This is a genomic window from Devosia sp. WQ 349K1 (assembly GCF_016595685.1).
Classification (GTDB): Bacteria; Pseudomonadota; Alphaproteobacteria; order Rhizobiales; family Devosiaceae; genus Devosia.
In genome coordinates this window covers 693,641-715,390 of sequence record NZ_JAENGO010000001.1, presented here as the reverse complement: position 1 = coordinate 715,390, position 21,750 = coordinate 693,641, and the positions used below count along the sequence as shown (strand labels likewise).

At 55.6% G+C, this 21,750-nt stretch carries 24 protein-coding genes and 3 tRNA genes; 15 read left to right on the top strand and 12 right to left on the bottom strand.

Annotation, left to right across the window (positions count from 1 at the left end; all coding sequences use genetic code 11):
- Window positions 1–301 precede the first annotated feature (301 nt).
- On the top strand, window positions 302–1,225 hold the full coding sequence (locus tag JHL21_RS03390; RefSeq protein ID WP_200211872.1) for a Kiwa anti-phage protein KwaB-like domain-containing protein: 924 nt from the start codon (window positions 302–304) through the stop codon (window positions 1,223–1,225).
- A gap of 603 nt (window positions 1,226–1,828) precedes the next feature.
- Here JHL21_RS03390 and JHL21_RS03385 read toward each other — a convergent pair.
- Window positions 1,829–2,188 (bottom strand): SH3 domain-containing protein, encoded by a 360-nt coding sequence (locus JHL21_RS03385; protein WP_200211871.1) that lies wholly within the window; start codon window positions 2,186–2,188, stop codon window positions 1,829–1,831.
- Between the two features lie 10 nt (window positions 2,189–2,198).
- A complete protein-coding gene (locus JHL21_RS03380; RefSeq protein WP_200211870.1) occupies window positions 2,199–2,504 on the bottom strand; it encodes a KTSC domain-containing protein in 306 nt (101 codons plus the stop codon).
- Window positions 2,505–2,638: 134 nt separating this feature from the next.
- Here JHL21_RS03380 and JHL21_RS03375 point away from each other — a divergent pair, with 134 nt between their 5' ends.
- Entirely contained in the window at window positions 2,639–2,776 is a 138-nt protein-coding gene (locus tag JHL21_RS03375) for a hypothetical protein (protein WP_200211869.1), read from the top strand.
- A gap of 82 nt (window positions 2,777–2,858) precedes the next feature.
- Here JHL21_RS03375 and JHL21_RS03370 read toward each other — a convergent pair whose 3' ends face one another.
- Complete coding sequence (locus tag JHL21_RS03370) at window positions 2,859–3,131, bottom strand: hypothetical protein (RefSeq protein WP_200211868.1); 273 nt, start codon at window positions 3,129–3,131, stop codon at window positions 2,859–2,861.
- A gap of 85 nt (window positions 3,132–3,216) precedes the next feature.
- Between JHL21_RS03370 and JHL21_RS03365 the strand changes: the two genes are divergently transcribed.
- On the top strand, window positions 3,217–3,366 hold the full coding sequence (locus JHL21_RS03365; RefSeq protein WP_200211867.1) for a hypothetical protein: 150 nt from the start codon (window positions 3,217–3,219) through the stop codon (window positions 3,364–3,366).
- 2 nt (window positions 3,367–3,368) lie between these two features.
- Window positions 3,369–3,674, top strand: a complete 306-nt coding sequence (locus JHL21_RS03360; RefSeq protein ID WP_200211866.1) for a hypothetical protein — start codon at window positions 3,369–3,371, stop codon at window positions 3,672–3,674.
- 248 nt (window positions 3,675–3,922) lie between these two features.
- Here the strand turns inward: JHL21_RS03360 and JHL21_RS03355 are convergent, their stop codons facing one another.
- Complete coding sequence (locus JHL21_RS03355) at window positions 3,923–4,441, bottom strand: hypothetical protein (RefSeq protein ID WP_200211865.1); 519 nt, start codon at window positions 4,439–4,441, stop codon at window positions 3,923–3,925.
- Window positions 4,442–4,766: 325 nt separating this feature from the next.
- Here JHL21_RS03355 and JHL21_RS03350 point away from each other — a divergent pair, with 325 nt between their 5' ends.
- Both JHL21_RS03350 and JHL21_RS17960 read left to right on the top strand, forming a co-directional pair.
- Window positions 4,767–5,045 (top strand): hypothetical protein, encoded by a 279-nt coding sequence (locus tag JHL21_RS03350; protein ID WP_200211864.1) that lies wholly within the window; start codon window positions 4,767–4,769, stop codon window positions 5,043–5,045.
- Between the two features lie 241 nt (window positions 5,046–5,286).
- A complete protein-coding gene (locus JHL21_RS17960; RefSeq protein WP_367948149.1) occupies window positions 5,287–5,757 on the top strand; it encodes a GcrA family cell cycle regulator in 471 nt (156 codons plus the stop codon).
- 91 nt (window positions 5,758–5,848) lie between these two features.
- On the opposite strand, the gene JHL21_RS03340 is transcribed toward JHL21_RS17960, so the two are convergent.
- Window positions 5,849–5,924: transfer RNA gene (locus tag JHL21_RS03340), tRNA-Thr, on the bottom strand.
- 307 nt (window positions 5,925–6,231) lie between these two features.
- Here JHL21_RS03340 and cysD point away from each other — a divergent pair.
- Complete coding sequence (gene cysD / locus JHL21_RS03335) at window positions 6,232–7,140, top strand: sulfate adenylyltransferase subunit CysD (RefSeq protein WP_200211861.1); 909 nt, start codon at window positions 6,232–6,234, stop codon at window positions 7,138–7,140.
- Window positions 7,140–9,026, top strand: coding sequence for a sulfate adenylyltransferase subunit CysN (gene cysN / locus JHL21_RS03330; protein WP_200211860.1), 1,887 nt, complete (start codon window positions 7,140–7,142; stop codon window positions 9,024–9,026). The genes cysD and cysN overlap by 1 nt, the downstream gene beginning before the upstream one ends.
- Window positions 9,027–9,058: 32 nt before the next feature.
- On the opposite strand, the gene JHL21_RS03325 is transcribed toward cysN, so the two are convergent.
- Both JHL21_RS03325 and JHL21_RS03320 read right to left on the bottom strand, forming a co-directional pair.
- Entirely contained in the window at window positions 9,059–10,486 is a 1,428-nt protein-coding gene (locus JHL21_RS03325; RefSeq protein WP_200211859.1) for a mannose-1-phosphate guanylyltransferase/mannose-6-phosphate isomerase, read from the bottom strand.
- A gap of 64 nt (window positions 10,487–10,550) precedes the next feature.
- The gene (locus JHL21_RS03320; protein ID WP_200211858.1) at window positions 10,551–11,792 is read right to left on the bottom strand and encodes an ROK family protein; all 1,242 of its coding nucleotides are present in this window, start codon (window positions 11,790–11,792) and stop codon (window positions 10,551–10,553) included.
- A gap of 220 nt (window positions 11,793–12,012) precedes the next feature.
- On the opposite strand from JHL21_RS03320, the gene xylF reads away from it, so the two are divergent.
- The 7 genes from xylF to JHL21_RS03285 all read left to right on the top strand — a co-directional run bounded on the left by xylF (window position 12,013) and on the right by JHL21_RS03285 (window position 18,831).
- A complete protein-coding gene (xylF, locus tag JHL21_RS03315; RefSeq protein WP_199532402.1) occupies window positions 12,013–13,044 on the top strand; it encodes a D-xylose ABC transporter substrate-binding protein in 1,032 nt (343 codons plus the stop codon).
- Window positions 13,045–13,143: 99 nt separating this feature from the next.
- Window positions 13,144–14,463, top strand: a complete 1,320-nt coding sequence (locus JHL21_RS03310) for a sugar ABC transporter permease (RefSeq protein WP_200211857.1) — start codon at window positions 13,144–13,146, stop codon at window positions 14,461–14,463.
- A gap of 11 nt (window positions 14,464–14,474) precedes the next feature.
- Window positions 14,475–15,257 (top strand): ATP-binding cassette domain-containing protein, encoded by a 783-nt coding sequence (locus JHL21_RS03305; RefSeq protein WP_200211856.1) that lies wholly within the window; start codon window positions 14,475–14,477, stop codon window positions 15,255–15,257.
- Window positions 15,258–15,318: 61 nt separating this feature from the next.
- Window positions 15,319–15,984: a DUF1345 domain-containing protein gene (locus JHL21_RS03300; protein WP_200211854.1), complete on the top strand. Its 666-nt coding sequence runs from the start codon at window positions 15,319–15,321 to the stop codon at window positions 15,982–15,984.
- Between the two features lie 169 nt (window positions 15,985–16,153).
- On the top strand, window positions 16,154–17,281 hold the full coding sequence (locus JHL21_RS03295; RefSeq protein ID WP_200211853.1) for an S-(hydroxymethyl)glutathione dehydrogenase/class III alcohol dehydrogenase: 1,128 nt from the start codon (window positions 16,154–16,156) through the stop codon (window positions 17,279–17,281).
- A 120-nt stretch (window positions 17,282–17,401) separates the two neighbouring features.
- The gene (locus JHL21_RS03290) at window positions 17,402–17,866 is read left to right on the top strand and encodes a YaiI/YqxD family protein (RefSeq protein ID WP_200211852.1); all 465 of its coding nucleotides are present in this window, start codon (window positions 17,402–17,404) and stop codon (window positions 17,864–17,866) included.
- 89 nt (window positions 17,867–17,955) lie between these two features.
- A complete protein-coding gene (locus JHL21_RS03285; RefSeq protein ID WP_254081903.1) occupies window positions 17,956–18,831 on the top strand; it encodes a polysaccharide deacetylase family protein in 876 nt (291 codons plus the stop codon).
- A 66-nt stretch (window positions 18,832–18,897) separates the two neighbouring features.
- On the opposite strand, the gene JHL21_RS03280 is transcribed toward JHL21_RS03285, so the two are convergent.
- The 5 genes from JHL21_RS03280 to JHL21_RS03260 form a co-directional block, all read right to left on the bottom strand.
- On the bottom strand, window positions 18,898–20,133 hold the full coding sequence (locus JHL21_RS03280; RefSeq protein WP_200211851.1) for an FAD-binding protein: 1,236 nt from the start codon (window positions 20,131–20,133) through the stop codon (window positions 18,898–18,900).
- 24 nt (window positions 20,134–20,157) lie between these two features.
- A complete protein-coding gene (locus JHL21_RS03275) occupies window positions 20,158–20,547 on the bottom strand; it encodes a hypothetical protein (protein ID WP_182393922.1) in 390 nt (129 codons plus the stop codon).
- Complete coding sequence (gene rlmB, locus JHL21_RS03270; protein WP_169194982.1) at window positions 20,547–21,299, bottom strand: 23S rRNA (guanosine(2251)-2'-O)-methyltransferase RlmB; 753 nt, start codon at window positions 21,297–21,299, stop codon at window positions 20,547–20,549. The genes JHL21_RS03275 and rlmB overlap by 1 nt, the downstream gene beginning before the upstream one ends.
- Before the next feature lie 116 nt (window positions 21,300–21,415).
- Window positions 21,416–21,500 (bottom strand) — tRNA-Tyr (locus JHL21_RS03265).
- 109 nt (window positions 21,501–21,609) lie between these two features.
- Window positions 21,610–21,694 (bottom strand) — tRNA-Tyr (locus JHL21_RS03260).
- Window positions 21,695–21,750: the final 56 nt, after the last annotated feature.

Sequence of the window (21,750 nt, the reverse complement as noted above, 5' to 3'; positions counted from 1 at the left end):
AACTATGTCCTGCCGTATGTCGTCTCGTTTATGAATTTGGACTACTCCAACGGGAAGACAATGGCTGGCTTTTTCATGTTCATGATCTGGCTGTTCTGGATAACCTATAAATCAGGACAGATCATAATGAACCCACTTCTGACGGTGTTCGGTTGGAGGTTGTATGAGATCTCATATCATTTTTTAGGTGATACAACTGTTTATAACGGTGTTGGTCTATCAAAGACCCCTATTGAACCTAACCAGGATTACAAGCAAAGATCATTGCAGGACGTTTTGATCATGAAGTAGGTGAGCCGGAATGGCAGTAGATCTAGAGAATTTTCAAGGGTTCGATCTGGAGAATGCTGCCGTTAGCTTTTGGGTTTTTAAAAAGTCGATAAATGTTAAAACCAAATCGCCTGTATATTCAGGTCGCTGGGTGGATCTTACGCCTAAACTTACAGCGCATTTAAGGGCGATTGCAATAAATGAGCGCGCTAGAGTAACAGAGACTAAAGACTACAATTTGCTGGCTCAGAACAATGAGAACAGCGCGCTTACTATAAATGCGAACGAGACGCTCGCCGATTTGGTTGTCTCAGGTTGTGCTGCAGAAATAGACGGGAGGAAGGCCAGTAAAGTTCAGGAGATTAACAACGCAGATTTCTATGTGATGAAATTCGTCAGTGGCGAAAAAGTACTGCACGCAGTACGTCGCACAGAAATGAGTTGGAAAGCCAAGAAGGCTGCCGGGTTCTTGAATGTGATTTGGTCGGACGAAAAGCTTGATATCGAGGAGGATCGAGCTTTCCAAATATCAATGATCGTCGATTTCATCATTTTCGACGGAAATCTTCTCATTGGACAAAAGAAGAATTTTGAGACGATCCTTAATTTCAAGGAGGCTCATGTTGCCGAGTTTACTACTCTCCAAAATGAGAAAGAATTCTTGGACGTGATCGCTGACGTGCATCTTCTTGCGGAATATGTAGGTGTAAACAAGACGCATCTACGGCGTGCGGCAGTGATAAGGCAGAAGGGGAACTACAAAGACCCGGCGTTCATGCTGAGCTTGTCAAACAACATGAATAAGTTGAAGTACACATTCCTATTCGACGATGCGGGGAAGATTGTTGCGACTCAGGAAACTTGTTCGCAAATTATGACCGCACTGTTAGATCACCGTCTGCTCTCGCATATGGATGTGGTCTTCGAAGTTGACGACGCAGCGAAGGTCAACTGAGTTATAACACCGTCCTTTTTTGCACCCCCCCCCTCGGTTGGTTCCCCCTTGAGCCACCCCGACCCAGTGCGGGGGCGCGGCCCCGCATGTTCGCCAGGCACGAAGTTTTCAAAACGCACTTTGCTTTCTATCTCTAACGGCGCAAGGGACTGAAATCGCAAACCCTTTCGTACTAGAGATAGAAAGTGGGTCGGACTTCCTTTTTGCCACTTTCCAAAAACAAGCTGAAATGGCGGCTAACCCTAAGTATTGCCGAGGTTTCTGGCCGTCAGGGTGTCGGTCGCTCGACGTCCAAAAGGAAGGAAGCCCCTTTAGAAAAAAATTGCGTAGCCCGAACCCTCGCAGTCGCATTCACCCGCACCCGGCGGGGCTAGGTGGAAAGAACCTAACGGAGGGGGTGGATAAGGCGTTGGCCACGTGACCCTATTAGGCCTAGATGTACGCTCAACGGATTGCGATAATCACCGTGGCTGCCCGTCAAAAATGTCGTTAACTCGACAAATGCCCGAGTGTACAAACAGCGGTTTTGCGCAATTCCATTCCAAAGCAGGGTTGTTATAGACGATCTAAATTGAATAACCGCGAGCTAGACGGCGGTACCCTTCAACGTTTGTCTGGTTCGACATAGTCCCGGTGCATCCAGCCTAGAGTTCCGTCTGCCATCTCCGCAGCCACCCAATCACCCTTTTGATGAACGGCGACGAAAGGTGTGCCGCGTTGAGCTTGTGCTATCACGCTTCCAGCGAGAGTAGGGGAGGCCCGGACGTTCACCATGGTTCCGGTGACGCGCATCTCGATCTTGGGTCGTTGATAACCTGACGCTTCCGACTTCAGCGTTCCAGTGTAGGAACGAGGCGCAGGTATGGGCACCTCGTCGTCATCATCTCCAGTGATGATTGCGCAGCCAACCATAAGAATTAGGATGCCTGGCCAGCTAAACCAGCGGAACTTCTTCTGCGGCATACCGGATCACCTAGCAGCCAAAATTGCCCTTGATGTTCTGATTGTAGAAGCTCCCCTTTGAATTTGCGGTGAGCCATGCCGACACAGCCGCCGCGGGTACGTCACAATATGCGTAGAAGGTGTCTCGAAGTTGCACCACTACGGTTCCGTCACGCTCGTCGAAGCAAACCTGGTGCACGAAGCTCGAGACCGTGGCAGTGCAGTCGTAGCTTGTTAGATCAACGGTGCCGTAATGCTTCACGTCTATGGTTTGAGCGTAGGCGCTCGTTGGCAACGACAGCCACGTCAAGATGAGGAAGGGAATTGCCTTTTTCATTGCAAGTCTCAGCAGAAGTTAACGAAGGCTGCGGTCATAACTTGGGTCGGTATGTTGGGCTCGTTACCGGACGCGTGGTTGGAATAGTAGTTATCCCAGAGGTACCAAAAGTACTTTCCGTTCTCGCAGTTCAAGTGCGCAATACCCTTGAAGACAGTCGTTTTACCCTCGCCAACGATGACTATGTCGTTGCTGAGGCTGCCGTCGGTAACAATTCGCTGACCGTAGTACGTATTTCGGTAGCCCTCTACCGGCTCTACATAGAGTTCTAGCGCGGTAGAAGGAATAACCAGTGTAAATAAGAGTGCGGTCATGACGGAAAGGGCTTTTGCACGCATCGGTAGTCTCGAAAGTCTAGTCGGTCTCCTTCTTAGCGCTATTCACTGATTTGGCAATTAGCGCATTGCTTTCTTCTTTGGCCAGGTGGCAGCGGTCAATTTCGGCGATCTTTCGATCGAGCGCCGATGCGAAGCGCCTCTCGTCATCAGAAAATTTGATGCGCACAGTGAGAACTGCATCGTCCGCGATGCCAAGAGCGCACAGGATTTTTCGGTCTAGATCATGCATGTGTTGGCCGACCAAACGTGCTGTAAAGGCGAGTACACCATGGTCGTACCCGACCGGCAATTGTGAGTTCTCGGGGTACGGCGACTTCGGCGAGGTTGACTCCCAAATTGCAATGTTCCTATTTTGTTCTCATAAGGAGAACATCATGGGTGTTGCAATCAAGGTTTCGCCTTCGGCACAGATCCGGCGACTGTACGATACCGGGCTCGACGCTGAGGATATCGTCAAGCTGACAGGCTATGCGCCAGTGGTGGTGCGCACCGCGCTCAACGTAAAGCGACCACAAAAGAAATGACCATGACTCCCAGCCGGCGGCAGCTTGAAGCCTACCGCCTGAAACACGCAGCCGAAGAGGGGCGTGTGATTATCTATCGCTGTGGTCGCTGTAAACGCGAGACAGCGCTTCTGGCGGTGGACATGATAGAAATCTGGAATCCAGAGATGAAGGTTTACGAGCCACCGGCTCGGTGCGGTTTCTGCAAAGCCTCGGGGCGCATGACGGTGCGTTTTTACATTCCCACGCGTGGGGATATCGGTACGCTTAGATTGCGCCGCCCGAATGGTGTACGCCGGCTTTGGAAGTGGCAAATGTACGAGGGCTGAAAACGCTCTCTCAACTCCCCCCTCGAACGGGTACGTTACTCCATGACCGTGAGTCACTTCCCATGGTGGAGGTAACAGTTTTCCTGAACGGGAATTCTGTTACTGCCGGAAAGATCGGTGACTCAAAGTTTGGGGTTTTCGATTCACAGTTTGGTTTGGTCGACTCAATCTTGAAGTTGCCGGGTAACTTTCAGTCTGCACTTATTGTCTGCCGCCACCTCCTGCTTGGTTCGTTGTAGGGCACGTATTTACCCGAATAGGTTCCGAGGGTTGTGAATGGCCTCCTCTGAAAGAGGCAAAAACGTGTAGATAAAGATGTGTGGCGGGGGCACCTTTCTGTCGTCCGACGCGTAGCGAAGGGGCAGTGGTTGCTTGCTGTGAGCAATGCTGAGGTCTACAATCGCCTTGGCAAGTAGCTCTCGTGGTCTCTTGTTTGGCGGCCCAGCCAATCTCTTAGTAGCCAGCGCCTCAAGCTCTGCGTTAGCACAGTTATCCAAAGCGACCTCTCTGATCTTCGAGCATTTTGGGTGGTCCCACATTTTGCGGATGTCATGCCCAAAATCTGCCTGCACTTCTGCTGCAGAATAACCCTGATAGGTCAGCGCAGACTTCAGAAGCACCTCCAGGCCGTGCGCAGCGAGATGCAGTGTAGGTGCCAATGCGATGCGGCCATTGTCCGTATGTAGGAAGATTGTTTTGGCTGCTTCAAAGTATCGGTAGGAAGCAACAGCAAGCTTGCCGGACTGGGTTTTCAGATAATCAGTCATGTCAGCGACACCCCTGGTCCGGTTGCGACGTCACCTTCGGCCAGGAAAGTCACGCCAGCATTTTCCAACGCTGTCCGTATGGCAGTTACGGTGCGCTCTTGGGCGGCCAACTGCCCAGGCTGTGTCTCTAGTCGCTTTATTGAAGGCAGCGATACGCCGGAAAGCTCCGCGAGTTGGGATTGCTCCATTCTCAAGATCGCTCGGGCCGCGCGAACCTGTTCGCTTGAAAGCATTTAATACCTCAGGTATTGACGATACTACAGGAATCAATTAATACCCAGAGTATCGCATAGATAGGTTGTGCGAACAACGAGGGGACACCGACATGCTTAATAAGCTGCACATTGCAATCAACGCATTCTACGCCGCCAACGCTGCAATCCCTGTCACTGCGACGGATGATGAGATGGACGCGGCTGTCGAGCGCGCAAGCAAGGCGCTGCAAGCCGTAATCGATACGCCCGCCGCCACACGCGATGAGGCACTCGCGAAGATCGAGATGGCAACTTCGCTGGTTGAATGGGATGGTCCGCAAGCCCGCCTCATCGAGCGCGCGCAGGCTGAATTGCTGGCGGCGATGTTCGCGGAACGGAAGGCGGCGTGATGTTCGTTCAGATACCGGCCGAGCCTATCCCGCTAAAGCAGTGCATCAGACGGCTGCAGTCCATTGCGAAGCGGGTTCCTGCTAACGCGACACTCTCGCTCTACCACGTCGGCGAGGGCGACCTCGAAGCCTGTATTAAAGTGCCGGCGCCAGAGACGCCTTTATCCGCTTGGCGAAGGCTCAATAGGCCGCAGGCGCTACGGAATATGGGGGTGCGCAAGGGAAGCGCAAAGATGCGCCCATGGTCAGAGCCTGCGGACCACGACTATCCGAAGATGCCGGAAGGGTGGGTGGCATGAGCTACCGTTTGCATTGGTATTCACTTTCAGCTGACCAAACGTCTGCCGCCATCCGCGATGGGGTGCAGCGTGGGCTGAGCACAGGCGAGATGGGTACGGATTACGGTTGCACGCGGAACGTGATCCTCAGTCACGCTCGGCGTAATCGCATTCAGCTTGCTTCGCGGGTCTATAAGACTAAGCGTGTTGAGCGGAGCCGTTCTCCATTTCCTGTGATGGTTGCGTTGCCTGCCATCACTTGGGAGCCACACCGAGAACCGGTAGCTTTGGTCGACCTAGAGGCGCATCACTGTCGGTGGCCGGTCGGCGATGGGGCAGGGGCTGCGCAGCGGTTCTGCGGGGATCTGGTGGTAAGGGGCTCATATTGTGAGCGGCACGCTGCCGTGTCTCAGGGCGCAAGTTTACGCGCCTGACGTTTCCGCACGTTTCTTCACCGGTGGCGACATGGTGGCGACAGGGAGGAGGGTCTGCAATGTGGGGATTTCGCTAAGTGCTTGATTTTCATGGTGCCGGCAACAGGGTTCGAACCCGTGACCCCCTGATTACAAATCAGGTGCTCTACCAACTGAGCTATACCGGCACACAGGCAGCGAATTAGCACCTCGCTTTGGTGAGGGCAATAGCATGTGCGCACTGTCCACGTTTTTGCTGGGTAGAACTTTTTTTTCGTTCGCCGGGCCTATCGCGCATCAAGAGTAATCTAACTGTGGCGCCGTCCGCACAGGATTGTTGTGGCTTGAGTAAGTGTTGCACAAATTTGCTCCAACCCATTGTAATGAAAGGGTTTGGGTGAGTTGATGGCTTGTCTATGGAGGTGTTTCGGCACTAGTTTCCGGCCAAGTTTACTGCCCTGCTGTTGGTAGTAATTTGTTTGGAGTGGATGCGACGTGACGACGACACGACTAACCCATCTGCAGGCCTTGGAAGCCGAAAGTATTGAGATCCTGCGGGAGGTTGCGGCGAGCTTTGAGCGTCCCGTAATGATGTATTCCATAGGCAAGGATTCTAGCGTGCTGCTGCATTTGGCGCGCAAGGCTTTCTATCCAAGCAAGATTCCTTTCCCGCTCCTACACGTCGATACGACTTTCAAATTCCGCGAAATGATCGCGTTTCGAGATCAGACGGCTGAGGACTATGGCTTTGATCTGATCCGCCACACCAATCAGGATGGCGTCCGGGATGGGATCAACCCCTTCGATCACGGTTCATCGCGCTATACTGACATTATGAAAACCGCGGCGCTGCGTCAGGCGCTCACTGCCGGGCAGTATGATGCGGCGATTGGCGGGGCGCGGCGAGATGAAGAAAAATCGCGTGCCAAGGAGCGTGTGTTCTCGCATCGAAATGCTTCCCATGCTTGGGATCCGAAGAACCAACGGCCGGAGCTGTGGCGGACGTTTAATACGCGGCTCAATCCCGGTGAGAGCATGCGGGTCTTTCCAATCTCCAATTGGACCGAATTGGACGTGTGGACCTACATCTACGCTGAGAACATTCCGATCGTGCCGCTGTACTTCGCTAAAGCCCGGCCCGTGGTCGAGCGCTCTGGCACGCTGATCATGGTCGATGATGAGCGCCTGCCGTTATTGCCCGGTGAGACGCCGACGGAAGAGGTGGTGCGGTTCCGCACCCTTGGTTGCTATCCGCTCACCGGCGCAATTCGATCTTCGGCTTCCGACCTCCCCAGCATCATCATGGAAATGCAAGCAAGCCGGACCTCGGAGCGTGAAGGTCGGCTGATCGACAGCGACTCTGTCGGGTCGATGGAGAAGAAAAAGCAGGAAGGGTACTTCTGATGTCTGCGGTTATGGCTCTTGCGGAGAATGATCTCGATATCTGGCTCGGTCAGCAGAAGGAAAAGTCGCTGCTGCGCTTCCTCACCTGTGGGAGCGTGGATGACGGTAAATCGACGCTGATTGGGCGGTTGCTCTATGACAGCCAGCAGATCTTGGACGATCAGTTGGCGAGCTTAAAGAAAGAGTCGCGCAATCGCAGCGTTGGTGATGAGGGAATTGATTTTTCGCTGCTGGTCGATGGGCTGAGTGCCGAGCGGGAGCAAGGCATTACTATTGACGTGGCCTATCGGTTTTTCTCGACCGACAAGCGCAAGTTCATTGTCGCCGATACGCCGGGGCACGAGCAATATACCCGAAATATGGCTACGGGGGCGTCGAGCGCTGATCTGGCGCTGGTGCTGATCGATGCGCGCAAGGGCGTGCTGACTCAGACGCGCCGCCACAGTTTTATTCTCTCGCTTATCGGCGTGAAGCACGTGGTGCTGGTCGTCAATAAGATCGACTTGGTGGATTACGACCAAGGGGTGTTTGATCGGATCGTGTCTGAATACGGGGCCTTTGCTGAGACTCTGGGCTTTAAGACGCTAGCCGCCATTCCTGTGTCGGCACTGCGAGGGGATAATATCGTGACCCCGAGTGGGCAGACGCCCTGGTATACGGGCCTGCCGCTGGTGCCGTATCTGGAGACGATTAATGTTTCGTCGGATCGAAGCGTGGACCAGTTTCGATTTCCCGTTCAATGGGTGAACCGGCCTAATCTCGATTTTCGCGGGTTCTCGGGCACGATCGCGACGGGCAGTATCGCGGTGGGGGACGAGGTTTTAGTGGCCTCATCGCGTAAGCCCGCAGTGATCAACCGGATTGTCACTATGGATGGCGACCTATCCCAGGCAGGCGCCGGACAGGCGGTGACGCTGGTGCTGGATCGTGAAGTAGAGGTGTCGCGTGGCGAAGTCTTGTCTCGGCCCGGGGAAACACCGGAGTTTTCCAATCAATTTCAAGCGCGCCTGGTCTGGATGCATGAAGAACCCGCTTTTGCTGGGCGTTCCTATTTGCTGAAAATCGGTGGGCAGCTGGTCCCAGCGACGATTACCGACATCAAATACCGCACCAACGTCAATACGCTGGAGCATGCCGCAGCGACCAAGGTTGATCTCAACGAAGTCGCGACGGTGACGCTGGCGACGGATAAGGCGATTGCGTTTGATCCGTATGGGACCAACGCGGTGACGGGCGGGTTTATTCTAATTGATCGTTTGAGCAATGCGACGCTGGCTGCGGGGACGATCGACTTTGGCCTTCGCCGAGCCCAAAACCTGACGTATCAAAGTTTTGACGTTAACCGGGAGGTGCGGGCCCGTCTGAAGGGCCAGGAGCCTCGGATCATCTGGTTCACCGGGCTGTCCGGCTCTGGAAAGTCTTCCATTGCCAATTTGCTGGAGAAACGTCTGACGGCGGAAGGGCGGCACGCCTATATTCTTGATGGTGACAATGTGCGCCACGGGCTCAACAAGGATCTTGGGTTCACCGAGGCGGCGCGCGTAGAAAACATCCGACGTGTCTCAGAAGTGGCTAAGCTTATGGCGGACGCTGGGCTGATTGTGCTGGTGTCGTTTATTTCACCCTTCGAGAATGAGCGAAGATTGGCGCGTGAGATTGCGGGCGATATCGAGTTTACGGAAGTCTATGTCGATACGCCGATTGAGGTCTGTGAGGCTCGGGACCCGAAGGGGCTCTACAAAAAGGCACGGGCCGGCGAGATCAAGAATTTTACGGGCATAGACTCGCCATTTGAAGTGCCGAGGCAGCCAGAATTGGTTTTGCACGGGGCGCAAGGGGAAACCGTCGAGCTGGCGGATCAGCTTCACAGCTTCCTCAAGCTCTAAAGGATGGGGCGCCTCGCGGGCGCCCCTTATTTTTAGCTGCGACCGAATTCGTCTTCGATGCGGATGATGTCATCCTCGCCCAAATACGAGCCCGTTTGAACTTCGATCAACTCCAGTAGAATCTTGCCGGGGTTCGCGAGGCGATGGACGCAACCGAGTGGCAAGTAAATCGACTGGTTTTCCGAAATTTCACTAACTGTGCCGTCGATGGTAACGAGCGCGGTTCCGCGCACCACAATCCAGTGTTCAGCGCGGTGGTGATGCTTCTGCAAGCTTAGCTTTTTACCCGGCTTAACGAACAGGCGCTTCACTTGGAAACGGTCGCCGCTGAGGATCGACGAATATCCACCCCAAGGCCGGTAAGCGGTGCGGTGGATTTCAGTGAGCGGAGCAGTGGCCTCGTCCTTGCGGAGGCGTTTGACGATGTCGCCGACCTTTTGCGCCTCAGACAGTTTGCCGACATAAATGGCGTCGTTTGTCGCGATCACAGCGACATTGTCGAGGCCGTTGACAGCAACGTGGGCATGGTCGGAAATAACGAGGGACTGCGATACGTTTTCGAGCGTTGCATTGCCCTGTACGAGATTGCCGGAGGCGTCGCGCGGGCTGGTCTTCCAAACTGCATCCCAGCTGCCCAGATCTGACCATGCGAAATCTACGGCTATGACCGCAGCTTTTTTGGTTTTCTCGAAGATAGCGTAGTCTATGGAAATGTTCGGAGCTTGGGCAAAGCTAGGCTCATCGAGACGAACAAAATCGAGATCGCTCTTGGCAGAAGCCACGGCGTCTGTGGCCGCTCTATAGGTCTCAGGAGCTAGCGCTTCGCATTCCTCAAGGATTGCTTGGGCGGCCAGCATGAACATTCCTGAGTTCCAAAGATATCCGCCTGCTGCCAGCATTTCCGTTGCACGGTCAAGGTTGGGCTTTTCAACAAAGCGGTCAACCGGCTGCGCTTCCGCACCGACACTCGCTGCTGATTGGATATAGCCATAGCCCGTTTCAGGATGTGTGGGGGCAATGCCAAAGGTGACGAGCTTGCCCGCCCGCGCAGCATCGGCCGCGCGCGTCACGGCGCAATAGTAATCGGCCGATGCGTCTATGTCGTGATCTGATGCCAGAATGTGAAGGATCGCATCCTCACCGAAGTTCTGTCGTGCATAAACCGCGGCGCTCGCGATAGCGACAGCTGTGTTGCGGGCCACTGGTTCGAGCAAGATTGCGGCAAGAGATTGATCACACTCCGCGGCCTGTTCGGCCACGATGAAGCGATACTCGCTATTGGTGATGACAATCGGCGCTGCGTAGACGTCGGGGCGAGCAACGCGCTCAAGCGTGAGTTGATAGAGGCTTTTCTCTCCGGTGAGCGGCAGAAACTGCTTTGGGCGTGCCGCGCGGGACATCGGCCATAGACGTGTGCCCTGACCGCCAGCGAGAATGACAGGAATAACGGGATGGTTCACCAGTTTCGCCTCAGTATTTTCTGCGCGATGGCAGTGATTTGTTCGTTTTATTCGCAAACCTGAACTATTTGCCCACTATTTTATCGGAAGTCGAGAGTGGGGCGAAGTCGAGGTGATCGATGTCGCGGAGCGTTTTCATTTGCAGGCCACGGAAGATAGGTTCTTTTTCGTCCATGTGGACGATCAGCTCAGGAATGCCATTTATGCGGCAGACGAGGGCGCTTTGTAGGGCGTTTTCTATCTCATGCTGCATCAAGGGCAAAGCGCGTGCGCCCGGGCCGACGATGACGATGTGGCTAGGGTCGTGCATGGAAAGCATGCGTGCGAGCCCGTAGCCAATGGCGCGACCGGCGACGGCAAATGCGTGGGTGGCTTCACGATCACCGTGTTGCGCCCGAGAGATCAGCGCCTCGTATTGAGCCGTAGGAACAGAGTGGGCCGGGGGCGTTGTGTCGGGGACCGAGAAAGCCGAGCGTAGTACGCCATAGTCGGCGGCGTAGGCCTCAATACACCCACGGGCACCACAGCGGCAAAGGGCACCGCCGGGGCTGTGGTTCATATGACCGAACTCGGTGGCGCCATTAATATTTTGTCCTGCGCCTTGGGGATCAAGGCTGAGCCCCATGGCAACAGTGGAGCCGACGAATACCGTTGCAATGCTTGCGTCCTGTAGACGGTCATCAACCCAACGTGTGCCTTCGGCCAGCAGGCTACCGCGCTTGTGTAGCGACACTGGCAGGCCGGTTAAGCCAGTGAGTTCAGTGGTGATATCAATTCCAGTGAAGTGCTTTATCGGTGACCATTTAAGTCCAGTCCCATCGCGGACCAGAATACCTTGGACCGATATGGCTATCCTGCGCAGCGCGGCATAGGCGCTTGGATTGCGTTTTTCGAGTGCGGCCAACCGTTCTGCGATAAACTGTACTGGCGGGGCGTCCTTGAAGCTGGCGGGGACAAGTTCGGTTTCGATCCGGTCAACGAGTACGCCACTATAGTCAACGAGCGACAGGCGGCAGCGATTTACGTCAATCTCAAAGAGCGCGCCATAGGCTGCATCGCGCTTAAAACCGACCAGTGTCGATGGGCGACCACGCGAGCGGCTGTCATTGCTGCTCGGGCTAACCAATTCGGTGACAATCTTCTGCGCGAGCAGATCCTGCATGATGGCGGTGACGCTGGCGTGGCTGAGGCCAGTGGTGGTCGCTAGTACCGTGCGGGATTGAGGGCCACGATCGCGCAATGCACCAAGCAGCAGGCTGCGGTTCTGTCGACGCAGGCTATCGCTATCGCTGACGGTCCGCGCCACGCACAGTTCTCCCTGTTTATTCTTTCTGACATACCCCGATTCGTTGTTTGACCGGGGAAAGGTGTCGTCCTCCGATTCCAGATTGACACGTCACGTTGTCGCATGCGACAGGTTTTTTCGAGCAGTAAAAATATTGCTCATGGCGCAGGGAGCGGCGCCTGGTTGGGGTTATGCCGCCAGCCTGCAGACGGGCAGAAAACTGCCCATTGGGAGGACAGATATGAACAAGTTTGCAGCAATTTTGCTTGCATCAACTGTGCTTGCCGGACCGGCCATTGCGCAGGATCAGATCACTGTCGGCGTGTCTTGGAATAACTTCCAAGAAGAACGCTGGAAAACCGACGAAGCCGCTATCAAGGGTATCTTGGATGCCGCTGGTGCGAAGTACATCTCTGCTGACGCGCAGTCGTCGGCTTCCAAGCAGCTCACTGACATCGAAAGCCTGATCAGCCAGGGTGCCGACGCGATCATCGTTCTGGCTCAGGACAGCGAGGCTGTTGGTCCTGCGGTGGCTGCAGCTGTGGCGGAAGGTATTCCGGTCGTTGGTTATGACCGTTTGGTCGAAAATCCAGACGCTTTCTACCTCACCTTCGATAACAAGGAAGTGGGTCGCCTGCAGGCTTCAGGTGTTGCCGCTGTTGTTGCGGAAGGCAATTTTGTCTTCATCAAGGGCAATTCGGCTGACCCCAACGCGGACTTCCTGTTCGAAGGCCAGATGGAAGTGCTCAAGGCCGGTATCGACGCTGGCAAGATCAAGAACGTTGGCGAAGCCTATACCGACAACTGGAATCCAGAAGTCGCTCAGGCGAACATGGAACAGTTCCTGACCGCCAATAACAACGAAGTCGACGCTGTTGTCGCCTCGAACGACGGTACCGCCGGTGGCGCTATTGCAGCTTTGGCTGCGCAGGGTCTCGCTGGTTCTGTGCCTGTGTCCGGGCAGGACGGCGATCATGCTGCGCTCAATCGTATCGCGCTCGGCACTCAGACCGTTTCAGTTTGGAAAGACGCACGTGAGCTGGGCAAAAAAGCCGCTGAAGTGGCGCTCGAGTTGGCTGGCGGCAAGGCCCTGAATGAAGTGACTGGCGTTGTGCCGTTCTCCGGCGGTCCGAAGGGCGTCGAAATGAACGCGTTCTTCATCGCGCCGGTCGCCATCACCAAGGACAACCTCAACGTTGTGATCGACGCTGGCTGGGTCTCTAAGGACGTCGTTTGTCAGGGTGTGACTGCCGGTTCGGTAGCTGCGTGCTGATCTGCTGACATTTGGAAGTTGAAGGCGAGGTGCAGTCGCCTTCAATCACCGTCGTGTTGCGCCCCGGTCCGCCGGGGCGCATCTTAATGGGGGAAGTTGATGGCCGTTTTACCAGCCACATCGAACATTTCACATCCGAGTAGCAATGTGCAGAACCCGCTTCAGCGGTTCTTGCTGGCTACGGAGATCGATACGCGTCTGCTGGGCATGGTCGGCGCTTTGGCGATCATTTGGATCGGCTTTCATATTTTCTCAGGTGGTCTGTTTCTGACCCCGCGTAATCTCTGGAATCTCTCAGTCCAAACTGCTTCTGTGGCAGTGATGGTCACTGGCATGGTGCTGGTGATCGTGACGCGCAATATTGATCTGTCCGTCGGCTCCATACTTGGTGTGGTCGGCATGATTATGGGCGTGACGCAGACCCAGTTCCTGCCGATCAACCTCGGTCTTGGCTTGGGCCATCCGATGATTTGGTCGCTTTCGCTGGTGATCGGCCTCGCTTGTGGAGTTGGCATTGGGGCCATTCAGGGTGCCATTATCGCTTATCTGCGTGTGCCAGCCTTTATCGTCACCTTGGGTGGTTACCTCGTCTGGCGGGGCGCTGCATGGTGGGTCACGGCGGGGCGCACTGTGGCTCCGATGGATTCCACTTTCCAGCTCATCGGCGGCGGCCCTTCTGGGTCTGTCGGGGCGTTTTGGAGCTGGGTGATCGGTCTTGCAGCCTGTGCGGCGATTGTCGGTGGGCTTTATCTTGGTCGTCGTCAGCGCCATCGGTTCCAGTTCCCACAGCGGCCAATTTGGGCTGAAATTGCCTTGGCAGTCATCGGTTGCGGCCTCACCATTGGTGCAGTTTTGGTGGCCAATGGCTATCCGTGGCCGACACGCATCGCTGCCAATTATGCGCAGGCGAATGGCATTACTGTACCAGAAGGTGGGTTGTTCATTTCCCATGGCATCGCCATTCCAGTGCTGATCGCTTTGGGTGTGGGCGTGGTGATGACATTTCTTGCCACTCGCACGCGCTTTGGTCGCTACGTCTATGCCATGGGTGGCAATCCGGAAGCGGCGGAACTCGCCGGGATTAATACCCGTTGGGTGACGGTGAAGATTTTCATGCTGATGGGTGGCCTCTGCGCCATTGCAGCGGCGATTTCCTCGGCCCGACTGAACGCTGCAACCAATGCTCTTGGCACGCTCGATGAGCTCTATGTCATTGCAGCTGCGGTGATTGGCGGAACGTCGCTCGCAGGTGGGGTGGGTACGATTGCCGGTGCTTTGTTGGGTGCATTGGTAATGCAGTCGTTACAGTCCGGCATGGTGCTTATGGGCATGGATAGCCCGCTGCAATCCATCGTTGTTGGTATCGTTTTGGTGTTCGCAGTGTGGCTCGACACGCTGTACCGCCGGAACAAGCTTTAGGAGTTGCGGTCATGTTGGATGCAAAAACTCCACTGGTCGAAATGACCGATATCTCTATCTCGTTCGGTGGCATCCGCGCTGTTGATCAGGCCTCGGTGACGCTCCATGAAGGCGAAGTTGTTGGGCTGCTTGGTCACAACGGAGCGGGGAAGTCGACACTGATCAAGATCTTGTCCGGCGCCTACAAGCGCGACAGCGGCGAGATTAAGATCAAAGGCCAAAGCGCCAGCATCAACAATCCTCGCGATGCAAAAGCTTATGGCATCGAGACCATCTACCAGCAGCTAGCGGTGGCAGATAACGTCGATGCTGCGGCCAATCTTTTCCTCGGTCGTGAGATTACCACTGCGCTCGGTACGCTTGACGATGCGGCGATGGAATCCAAAGCGCGGGAAGTGATGGGTCGGCTCAATCCGAATTTCCGTCGCTTTAAAGAGCCAGTGAAGGCGCTGTCCGGTGGTCAGCGTCAATCGGTGGCCATTGCTCGCGCTATTCTGTTTAACGCACGCATTCTGATCATGGATGAGCCGACCGCTGCACTCGGGCCGCAAGAAACGGCACAGGTTGGGGAGCTGATCAAACAGCTCAAATCGGACGGCATCGGCATTTTCCTCATCAGTCACGATATCCACGATGTCTTTGATCTCGCGGATCGTTTGGTGGTGATGAAGAATGGTCAGGTGGTTGGCGAAGCGCGGACCCAAGATGTAACCAAGGACGAAGTCCTGGGCATGATCATCATGGGTAAGGTGCCGCCCGGCGCGACGCCGGGGCCGGGAGCCTTAAAAGACTAAGCGCGTTATCAAGGCGTCGACATAAGTCGGCGCCTCTCTGTTCAGTGGACAGCATTTCCCAATGCCACCTCTCGCTGCCAAGCCCTTCATACAACGGCTCATGCCACGCCATGTGGCGTTCAGTGTCAGCCTTGCAGCTGGTATTGGTGTGCTTGTTGTTACGCTTTTCGTTCTGCCGTCCTTCGCTTTTAGCTTGGCGGCGATTGCTATGTTCTCAGTGTTTTTGGTTTTGACACTGCTGCGTATTCCCAATCTCACGGGTCATTATCTCCGCTCGCATGCAGGGGATGAAGACACTCCAGTGTTCGGTATCTTTCTGGTTACCCTTATTGTCATTGCCGCGTCTGTTGCGTCTATCTTCTTGGCGCTCCATGGCGGCGACGCTCCAGACATATGGGGTGTCGCTGCCAGTGTCAGCTCGGTTGTTTTGGGGTGGTTCACCATCCACACTATGGCGGCGCTGCACTATGCCTATGAGTATTATCGAGGTGATGCGAATGGTGAGGGGGAGCGCCACATGCAGGTTCCCGGCGATGATGAGCCGGACATTTCAACCTTTCTCTACTTCTCGTATGTGCTGGCGACAGCCTTCGCGGTCTCGGACATTAAGGTGACGTCAAACCGGATGCGGCGGTTGGTGATGCGTCATTCTGTTTTTTCTTATTTCTTCAACACCACGCTGTTTGCCGCCACCGTCAATATCGTCATCGCCCTCGGAAAAATCTAAGCAGCACCTGCCTTGTGCTGACTGTGCGTAACGTTTTGGTTGCGGACGTTTGTGGTATTTGCCTGTTGGTCTGGGAGCGCTTTTGTTCTGCTTGAACTTGTTGCTGGGGGCGGTCGCTGCTAGCTATGCGGTTCTTATATGTGCCGAACGATCTTTGGAGGCCCTTCACATGAAGACGCGTGCAGCCGTTGCCTTTGCCGCTGGCAAACCCTTGGAAATTGTCGAGGTTGATCTCGAAGGCCCCAAGGCTGGCGAAGTTCTCATCGAAATTAAGGCGACTGGCCTTTGCCATACTGACGATTTCACGCTGAGCGGCGCTGACCCAGAAGGCATTTTCCCGTCGATCCTTGGCCATGAAGGCGCAGGCGTTGTTGTTGACGTTGGTCCGGGTGTGACTTCGCTCAAGAAGGGCGACCACGTCATCCCGCTGTACACGCCAGAATGCCGTGAGTGTTACGCTTGCCGTTCGGGTAAGACCAATCTCTGCACTTCGATCCGTTCGACGCAGGGGCAGGGCTTGATGCCAGATGGTACATCGCGCTTCTCGTTCGAAGGCAAGCCGATCTATCACTACATGGGGTGTTCGACGTTCTCGAACTACACCGTCATGCCAGAAATCGCGGTGGCGAAGATCGACTCCTCGGCGGCCTTCGATAAGGTTTGCTACGTCGGTTGCGGTGTGACCACAGGCATTGGTGCGGTGATCAACACCGCTAAGGTTGAGATCGGCGCGACGGCTGTTGTGTTCGGTCTCGGCGGTATCGGCCTCAATGTGATCCAGGGTCTGCGCCTTGCTGGTGCGGATATGATCATTGGCGTTGATATCAACAATTCCAAGAAGGAATGGGGTGAGCGCTTCGGCATGACCCACTTCGTTAATCCGCTTGAGATTGGCGAAGATGTTGTTCCCTACATCACCAATTTGACCAAGCGCCGTGGCGATCTCATCGGTGGCGCTGACTACACTTTTGACTGCACGGGTAACACTAAGGTTATGCGTCAGGCGCTTGAGTGCAGCCATCGTGGTTGGGGTAAGTCGGTCGTTATCGGTGTGGCTGGCGCAGGTCAGGAAATCTCTACCCGTCCATTCCAGCTGGTCACAGGCCGTACATGGATGGGCACTGCGTTTGGTGGCGCAAAGGGCCGTACGGATGTGCCGAAGATTGTTGATTGGTACCTCGACGGCAAGATCGAGATCGACCCGATGATTACCCACACGCTGCGTCTCGATGACATCAACAAGGGCTTTGAGTTGATGCATAAGGGCGAAAGCATTCGCTCTGTGGTCGTCTACTGAGGCGGCGTAATGCAATTGGAAGGCCGGGAGCTAAACCTCCCGGCCTTCCTGCTTTAAAGAATAGTGCATCCAGTGCGTTGCGCTGAAAATGCGTAATGAATGTGTTTCGGGTGATGTGGTTTGGCTAATCCAAAAATCTTCGTTGATGCTGATGCGTGTCCAGTCAAGGAAGAGGCGAAGCGTGTCGCTGAGCGCCTTGAATTGGTCGTGGTCTTTGTTTCGAACGGCGGCGTGCGCCCGTCGCGTGATCCGATGGTGCAGGTGGTTATCGTGCCCGCTGGCGCTGATGCGGCAGATGATTGGATTGTCGAAAATGCCACCTCGAATGACATCGTTTTGACCGCCGATATACCTCTCGCCAGTCGCGCAATCGACAAGGGTTGTCATGTACTGGGCTTCACCGGCAAAGAGTTCACCCCAGCGTCTATTGGTATGGCATTGGCGATGCGCGATTTGCGGGCCCATTTGCGCGAAACCGGGGAGATGCAGAGCTTTAACGCCAGCTTCCGTGCGGCCGATCGATCTGCTTTTTTGAGTGCTCTCGATACTTTAGCGCGTAAAGCGAAGTTGCGGTCGATACAGTAATTCTGCGCGCTGAGTAGAACAATATTAACCATAATCGCCAAGTGTAGGGCTTAGTTGAAAGCTTTGCGTCGGGTGTTGTGGTGCGGTTGTTGGGTGCGCTTTGTGTTACCGGAATTGTGGCAAGTGCGCTTGCTGGCTGCGCCAAGCCGCCCAAGCAGACGGACCTGATCTCACAGCCGATCCCTACTGTGGAAACCACGGCCAGTGTGAGTGCTTATCTTCCAGCTGATATTCGTTTGGAGCAGGCGATGCCGCCGCGTATTTTTGCCGCCAGCAATATCGCGGGGCGTGTGCTGACCGTTGCGGCGACCACCGACATCATTCTTAACCCCGGCGAAGTGATCATCACCTTTGATGATGGTCCACGCCCCGGCAAGACACCGGCCATTCTTGACACGCTAGACCAGTTCGGCGTCAAGGCGACATTCCTGATGCTTGGTGCCTCAGCGCAGGCGCATCCGGAGATTGCGCGGATGGTGGCAAAGCGCGGCCATAGTGTCGGTAGCCACACCTTTGAGCATGTCGATTTGACGACGTTGAGCCGCCAGGCCGCCTACGCGGAAATTACGCGGGGTGAGCAGGCGGTGTCTGATGCGCTGCGTGGCGCGGGCAATGGTCTAGCCCCATTCTTCCGCTTCCCTTATCTGGCGCAAGACGGTTTCCTGCGCACAGATCTCATGGGTGGCGATATGGTCGTTCTGGACGTCGATATCGACTCCAAGGACTACTACAAGGATACGCCAGCGGTCGTGGCTCAGCGGACGCTCGATCGCCTCGATGCGCGGGGGAGTGGTGTGATCCTGTTCCATGATATTCACCAGCGCACGGTGGATATGCTGCCCGAGTTCCTGTCGGAGCTGGCCGCACGCGGGTATTCCGTGGTCCATCTTGAGCCGAGCAAGCCTGGCGTATTTGGGCGTCCGGTGATCACCGCCGACCGCGAAACGAACGCCAATCAGATTTAGCCGCTATCGCCCAAGGCGCAAAGAAATTGCCCGGCAAGAGATGCTCTTGCCGGGCTTTTTGCTGTCTTAGAAGAGGAGCTTAGTCAGGTAGGAATTACGGAACTTTCCGTTTGGATCGAAGCGATTGGCGAGCTGCTTAAACTCGGCAAGCTTCGGGTAGCGCGATTGCACCACGGTCGGGGCCATGTTGAACACTTTCGCCCAGTGCGGGCGTGGCTCGAACGGCGCGAGAGTGGCTTCTATGATGTCGACGGCGGTTGAGACGGCTGCGGCGTCCGGCTTCCATGTGAAGTGGAAACCGACAGTGTCGCGGCCGTAGGCGCCGCTCATCCAGAGCGTGTCTGCCGCCATGGTGCGGATTTCGGACACGTAAAGTGTGTGGTTGAATTGTTCTTGGATGGCGTAAAGCGCGGCAAAGGCGGCGACCGCGTTTTTCCGGTCGACGTAAAACTCCGACTGCAGCTCATTGCCTGCAGATGGGGTGGCGGAGGCGGGGAAGTGGAAGATCCGCTCGCCCCATGATCCGGCGATGCCGCCTTGTTGGGTGCAGGTTGTTCCGTCAAATTCGGCAATAGGATGCAGTGCTTGCGATGCTAGCGAAGCTCCGAAAGCGCGCTGCGCAGGTGTGTAGGTGGCGCTCAGCGCCTTCTGCCAGAGCTGGTCGACATTGGTGCTGTTCCAGCGCGTGAACATGCTTACGCTATAGGCGGAGCTGGTGATCGCATCGAACTCGGCCAGTGCGGTGCTTACGGGTAGGCCGGTGAACACGGTCTGAGCAATGTCGTAGGCGGGAACTGTGTCGAGGGTGATATCGACGACCACGCCGAGTGCGCCAAGATTGACAACTGCGCCATCAAAATCCGCATCACCTCGCTGGAGCTTTACGATCTCGCCGTCTGCGCGAACAAAGGTCAGGGCGCTGACGGCTGCGGATAGGTTTTGATTGGCGTCGCCAGAGCCGTGCGTAGACGTGGCTGCAGCGCCCGCAATGGTGATGTGGGGCAGGGATGCCCCCGTGGCGAGGCCAAGGCCGCTCTCTGCCAGCGCTGGCAGGATTTGCGCGTAGGTGGTGCCGCCGCTGGTCGTGATGGTTTTGGTGGTTGGGTCAACTCGGATGGCGCGGGGCATATCTGCCAGCGTGATCAGTGTGCCATCTGTGTCGGCAATCGTATTGAACGAGTGACCAGAGCCGACGACGCGCAGTTTGTCTGCGCGTCGCACGATGTCTTGGATCTCTTCCACGCGTGTTGGCCGTCCAATCTTGGCCGCGTTGAAAGTGATGTTTCCTGCCCAGTTCCGCATGGCTCTCCCCCTGCCATTTAGAATTTACTCTTCGTCGTCTTCCACGTCTGTGAGGTAGACAGAAATTTCGATGTCAATTCCGTGGCTTGCGATCGCTGCCGCTGCATGCGCAGGCAGGCGGGCCGACATGGCTTCGCCTTCTGGCGGATAGTCGAAAGCGATATCAAGCACGGCCTTGCCGATACGACGATCATCCAGCATGGCGGCAATAGCCGCGCCGGAGGTCTCTGCAAGATCGAGAATCGCGCGAACCGGATTGGTCACATCCAAGTCGATCTGCGCGTAGTGGCTGGTGTCAGCGTCTTCAGGCTCAAAGCGTGTAGACGATTGCTTCAGCGCGGCGTCGAGATCTTTTTGCGAAACCGCTACGCCAGAAAGGCGTAGGGCTGCTGCGAAGGGCTCAAAAGTGCTCATTAAGCGCGACCGGCAGTAGCAGCGAACAGAGCGATAGCTGCGGCGTTCGACACGTTCAGCGACTTGATCGGGCCCGGCATATCGAGGCGGACCATTTCATCGCAGAGTTCGCGTGTGCGCTGGCGCAGACCCTTGCCTTCGGCGCCCATGACAACCGCAAGCGGGGTGTCGTCGGTGCGTGGCTTCAGCTGCGTTTCTGCATCAGAATCAAAGCCAAGCACGGTTAGGCCGCGTTCTTTGAGGGCTTCGAGCGTGTCGGCCAGATTGCGGACTTCGATCATCGGCACCAGGTCGAGTGCGCCTGAGGCAGCTTTCGCCATGACGCCAGTTTCGCGTGGCGAGTGGCGGGCCGTGGTGATGACGGCGTCCGCACCAAAAGCGCAAGCTGTACGCAGAATCGCGCCGACATTGTGTGGGTCGGTCAGCTGATCGAGCACAACGACGAGTCGTAGGTTCTTGATATCATTGAGGCCGAAGCGGCTGACGGGGTCAACTTCAAGCGCCACGCCCTGGTGGACGGCTTCGCCACCGAGAAGGCGGTCGAGGTCCTTTGGTGTGGTTTCAGTGACCTTCACATTGCCGATCTCACCCGTCTCTTTGAGTCGGTTGAGGGCGTTAGGCGTTGCAAGCAAAGCCTTTTTAATGCGGCCGGGATTCTCCAATGCGGCGCGCACGGTGTGCAGGCCATAAAGGTATACCGGGCCGGTATCTGGATCGTATTTTGGCTTAGGCGGAAATTTATTGCGGCTCATGGCTGAGCGGTATCGCTTCGCAGGCCAAGGAGCAAGCGCAGACTGGTGGGCGGGGTGGTTTCCGCTAACACATTTGCGAAGATGGATGAGAAACAGTGCGCTTTCGCGCGTCCCGATGGTGGAGGGGACTGGATTCGAACCAGTGTAGCCTGAGGCGTCAGATTTACAGTCTGATGGATTTAACCACTCTCCCACCCCTCCACATAACGGGTAGGCATCGTGCGAGGATCTCGCTCCGAACTTTTTCCTAATCAGCTAAGTCTTTGGAACTTAGGCCCTAACAAGAGAACTTGCGTTCCCTGAGAGGGGGTGGTGGAGGGAACTGGATTCGAACCAGTGTAGCCTGAGGCGTCAGATTTACAGTCTGATGGATTTAACCACTCTCCCATCCCTCCACATTTCTGAGATGGAAGCGAACCGCTTTCGCGCTTCGTTGTGTGGCTTATCGTCA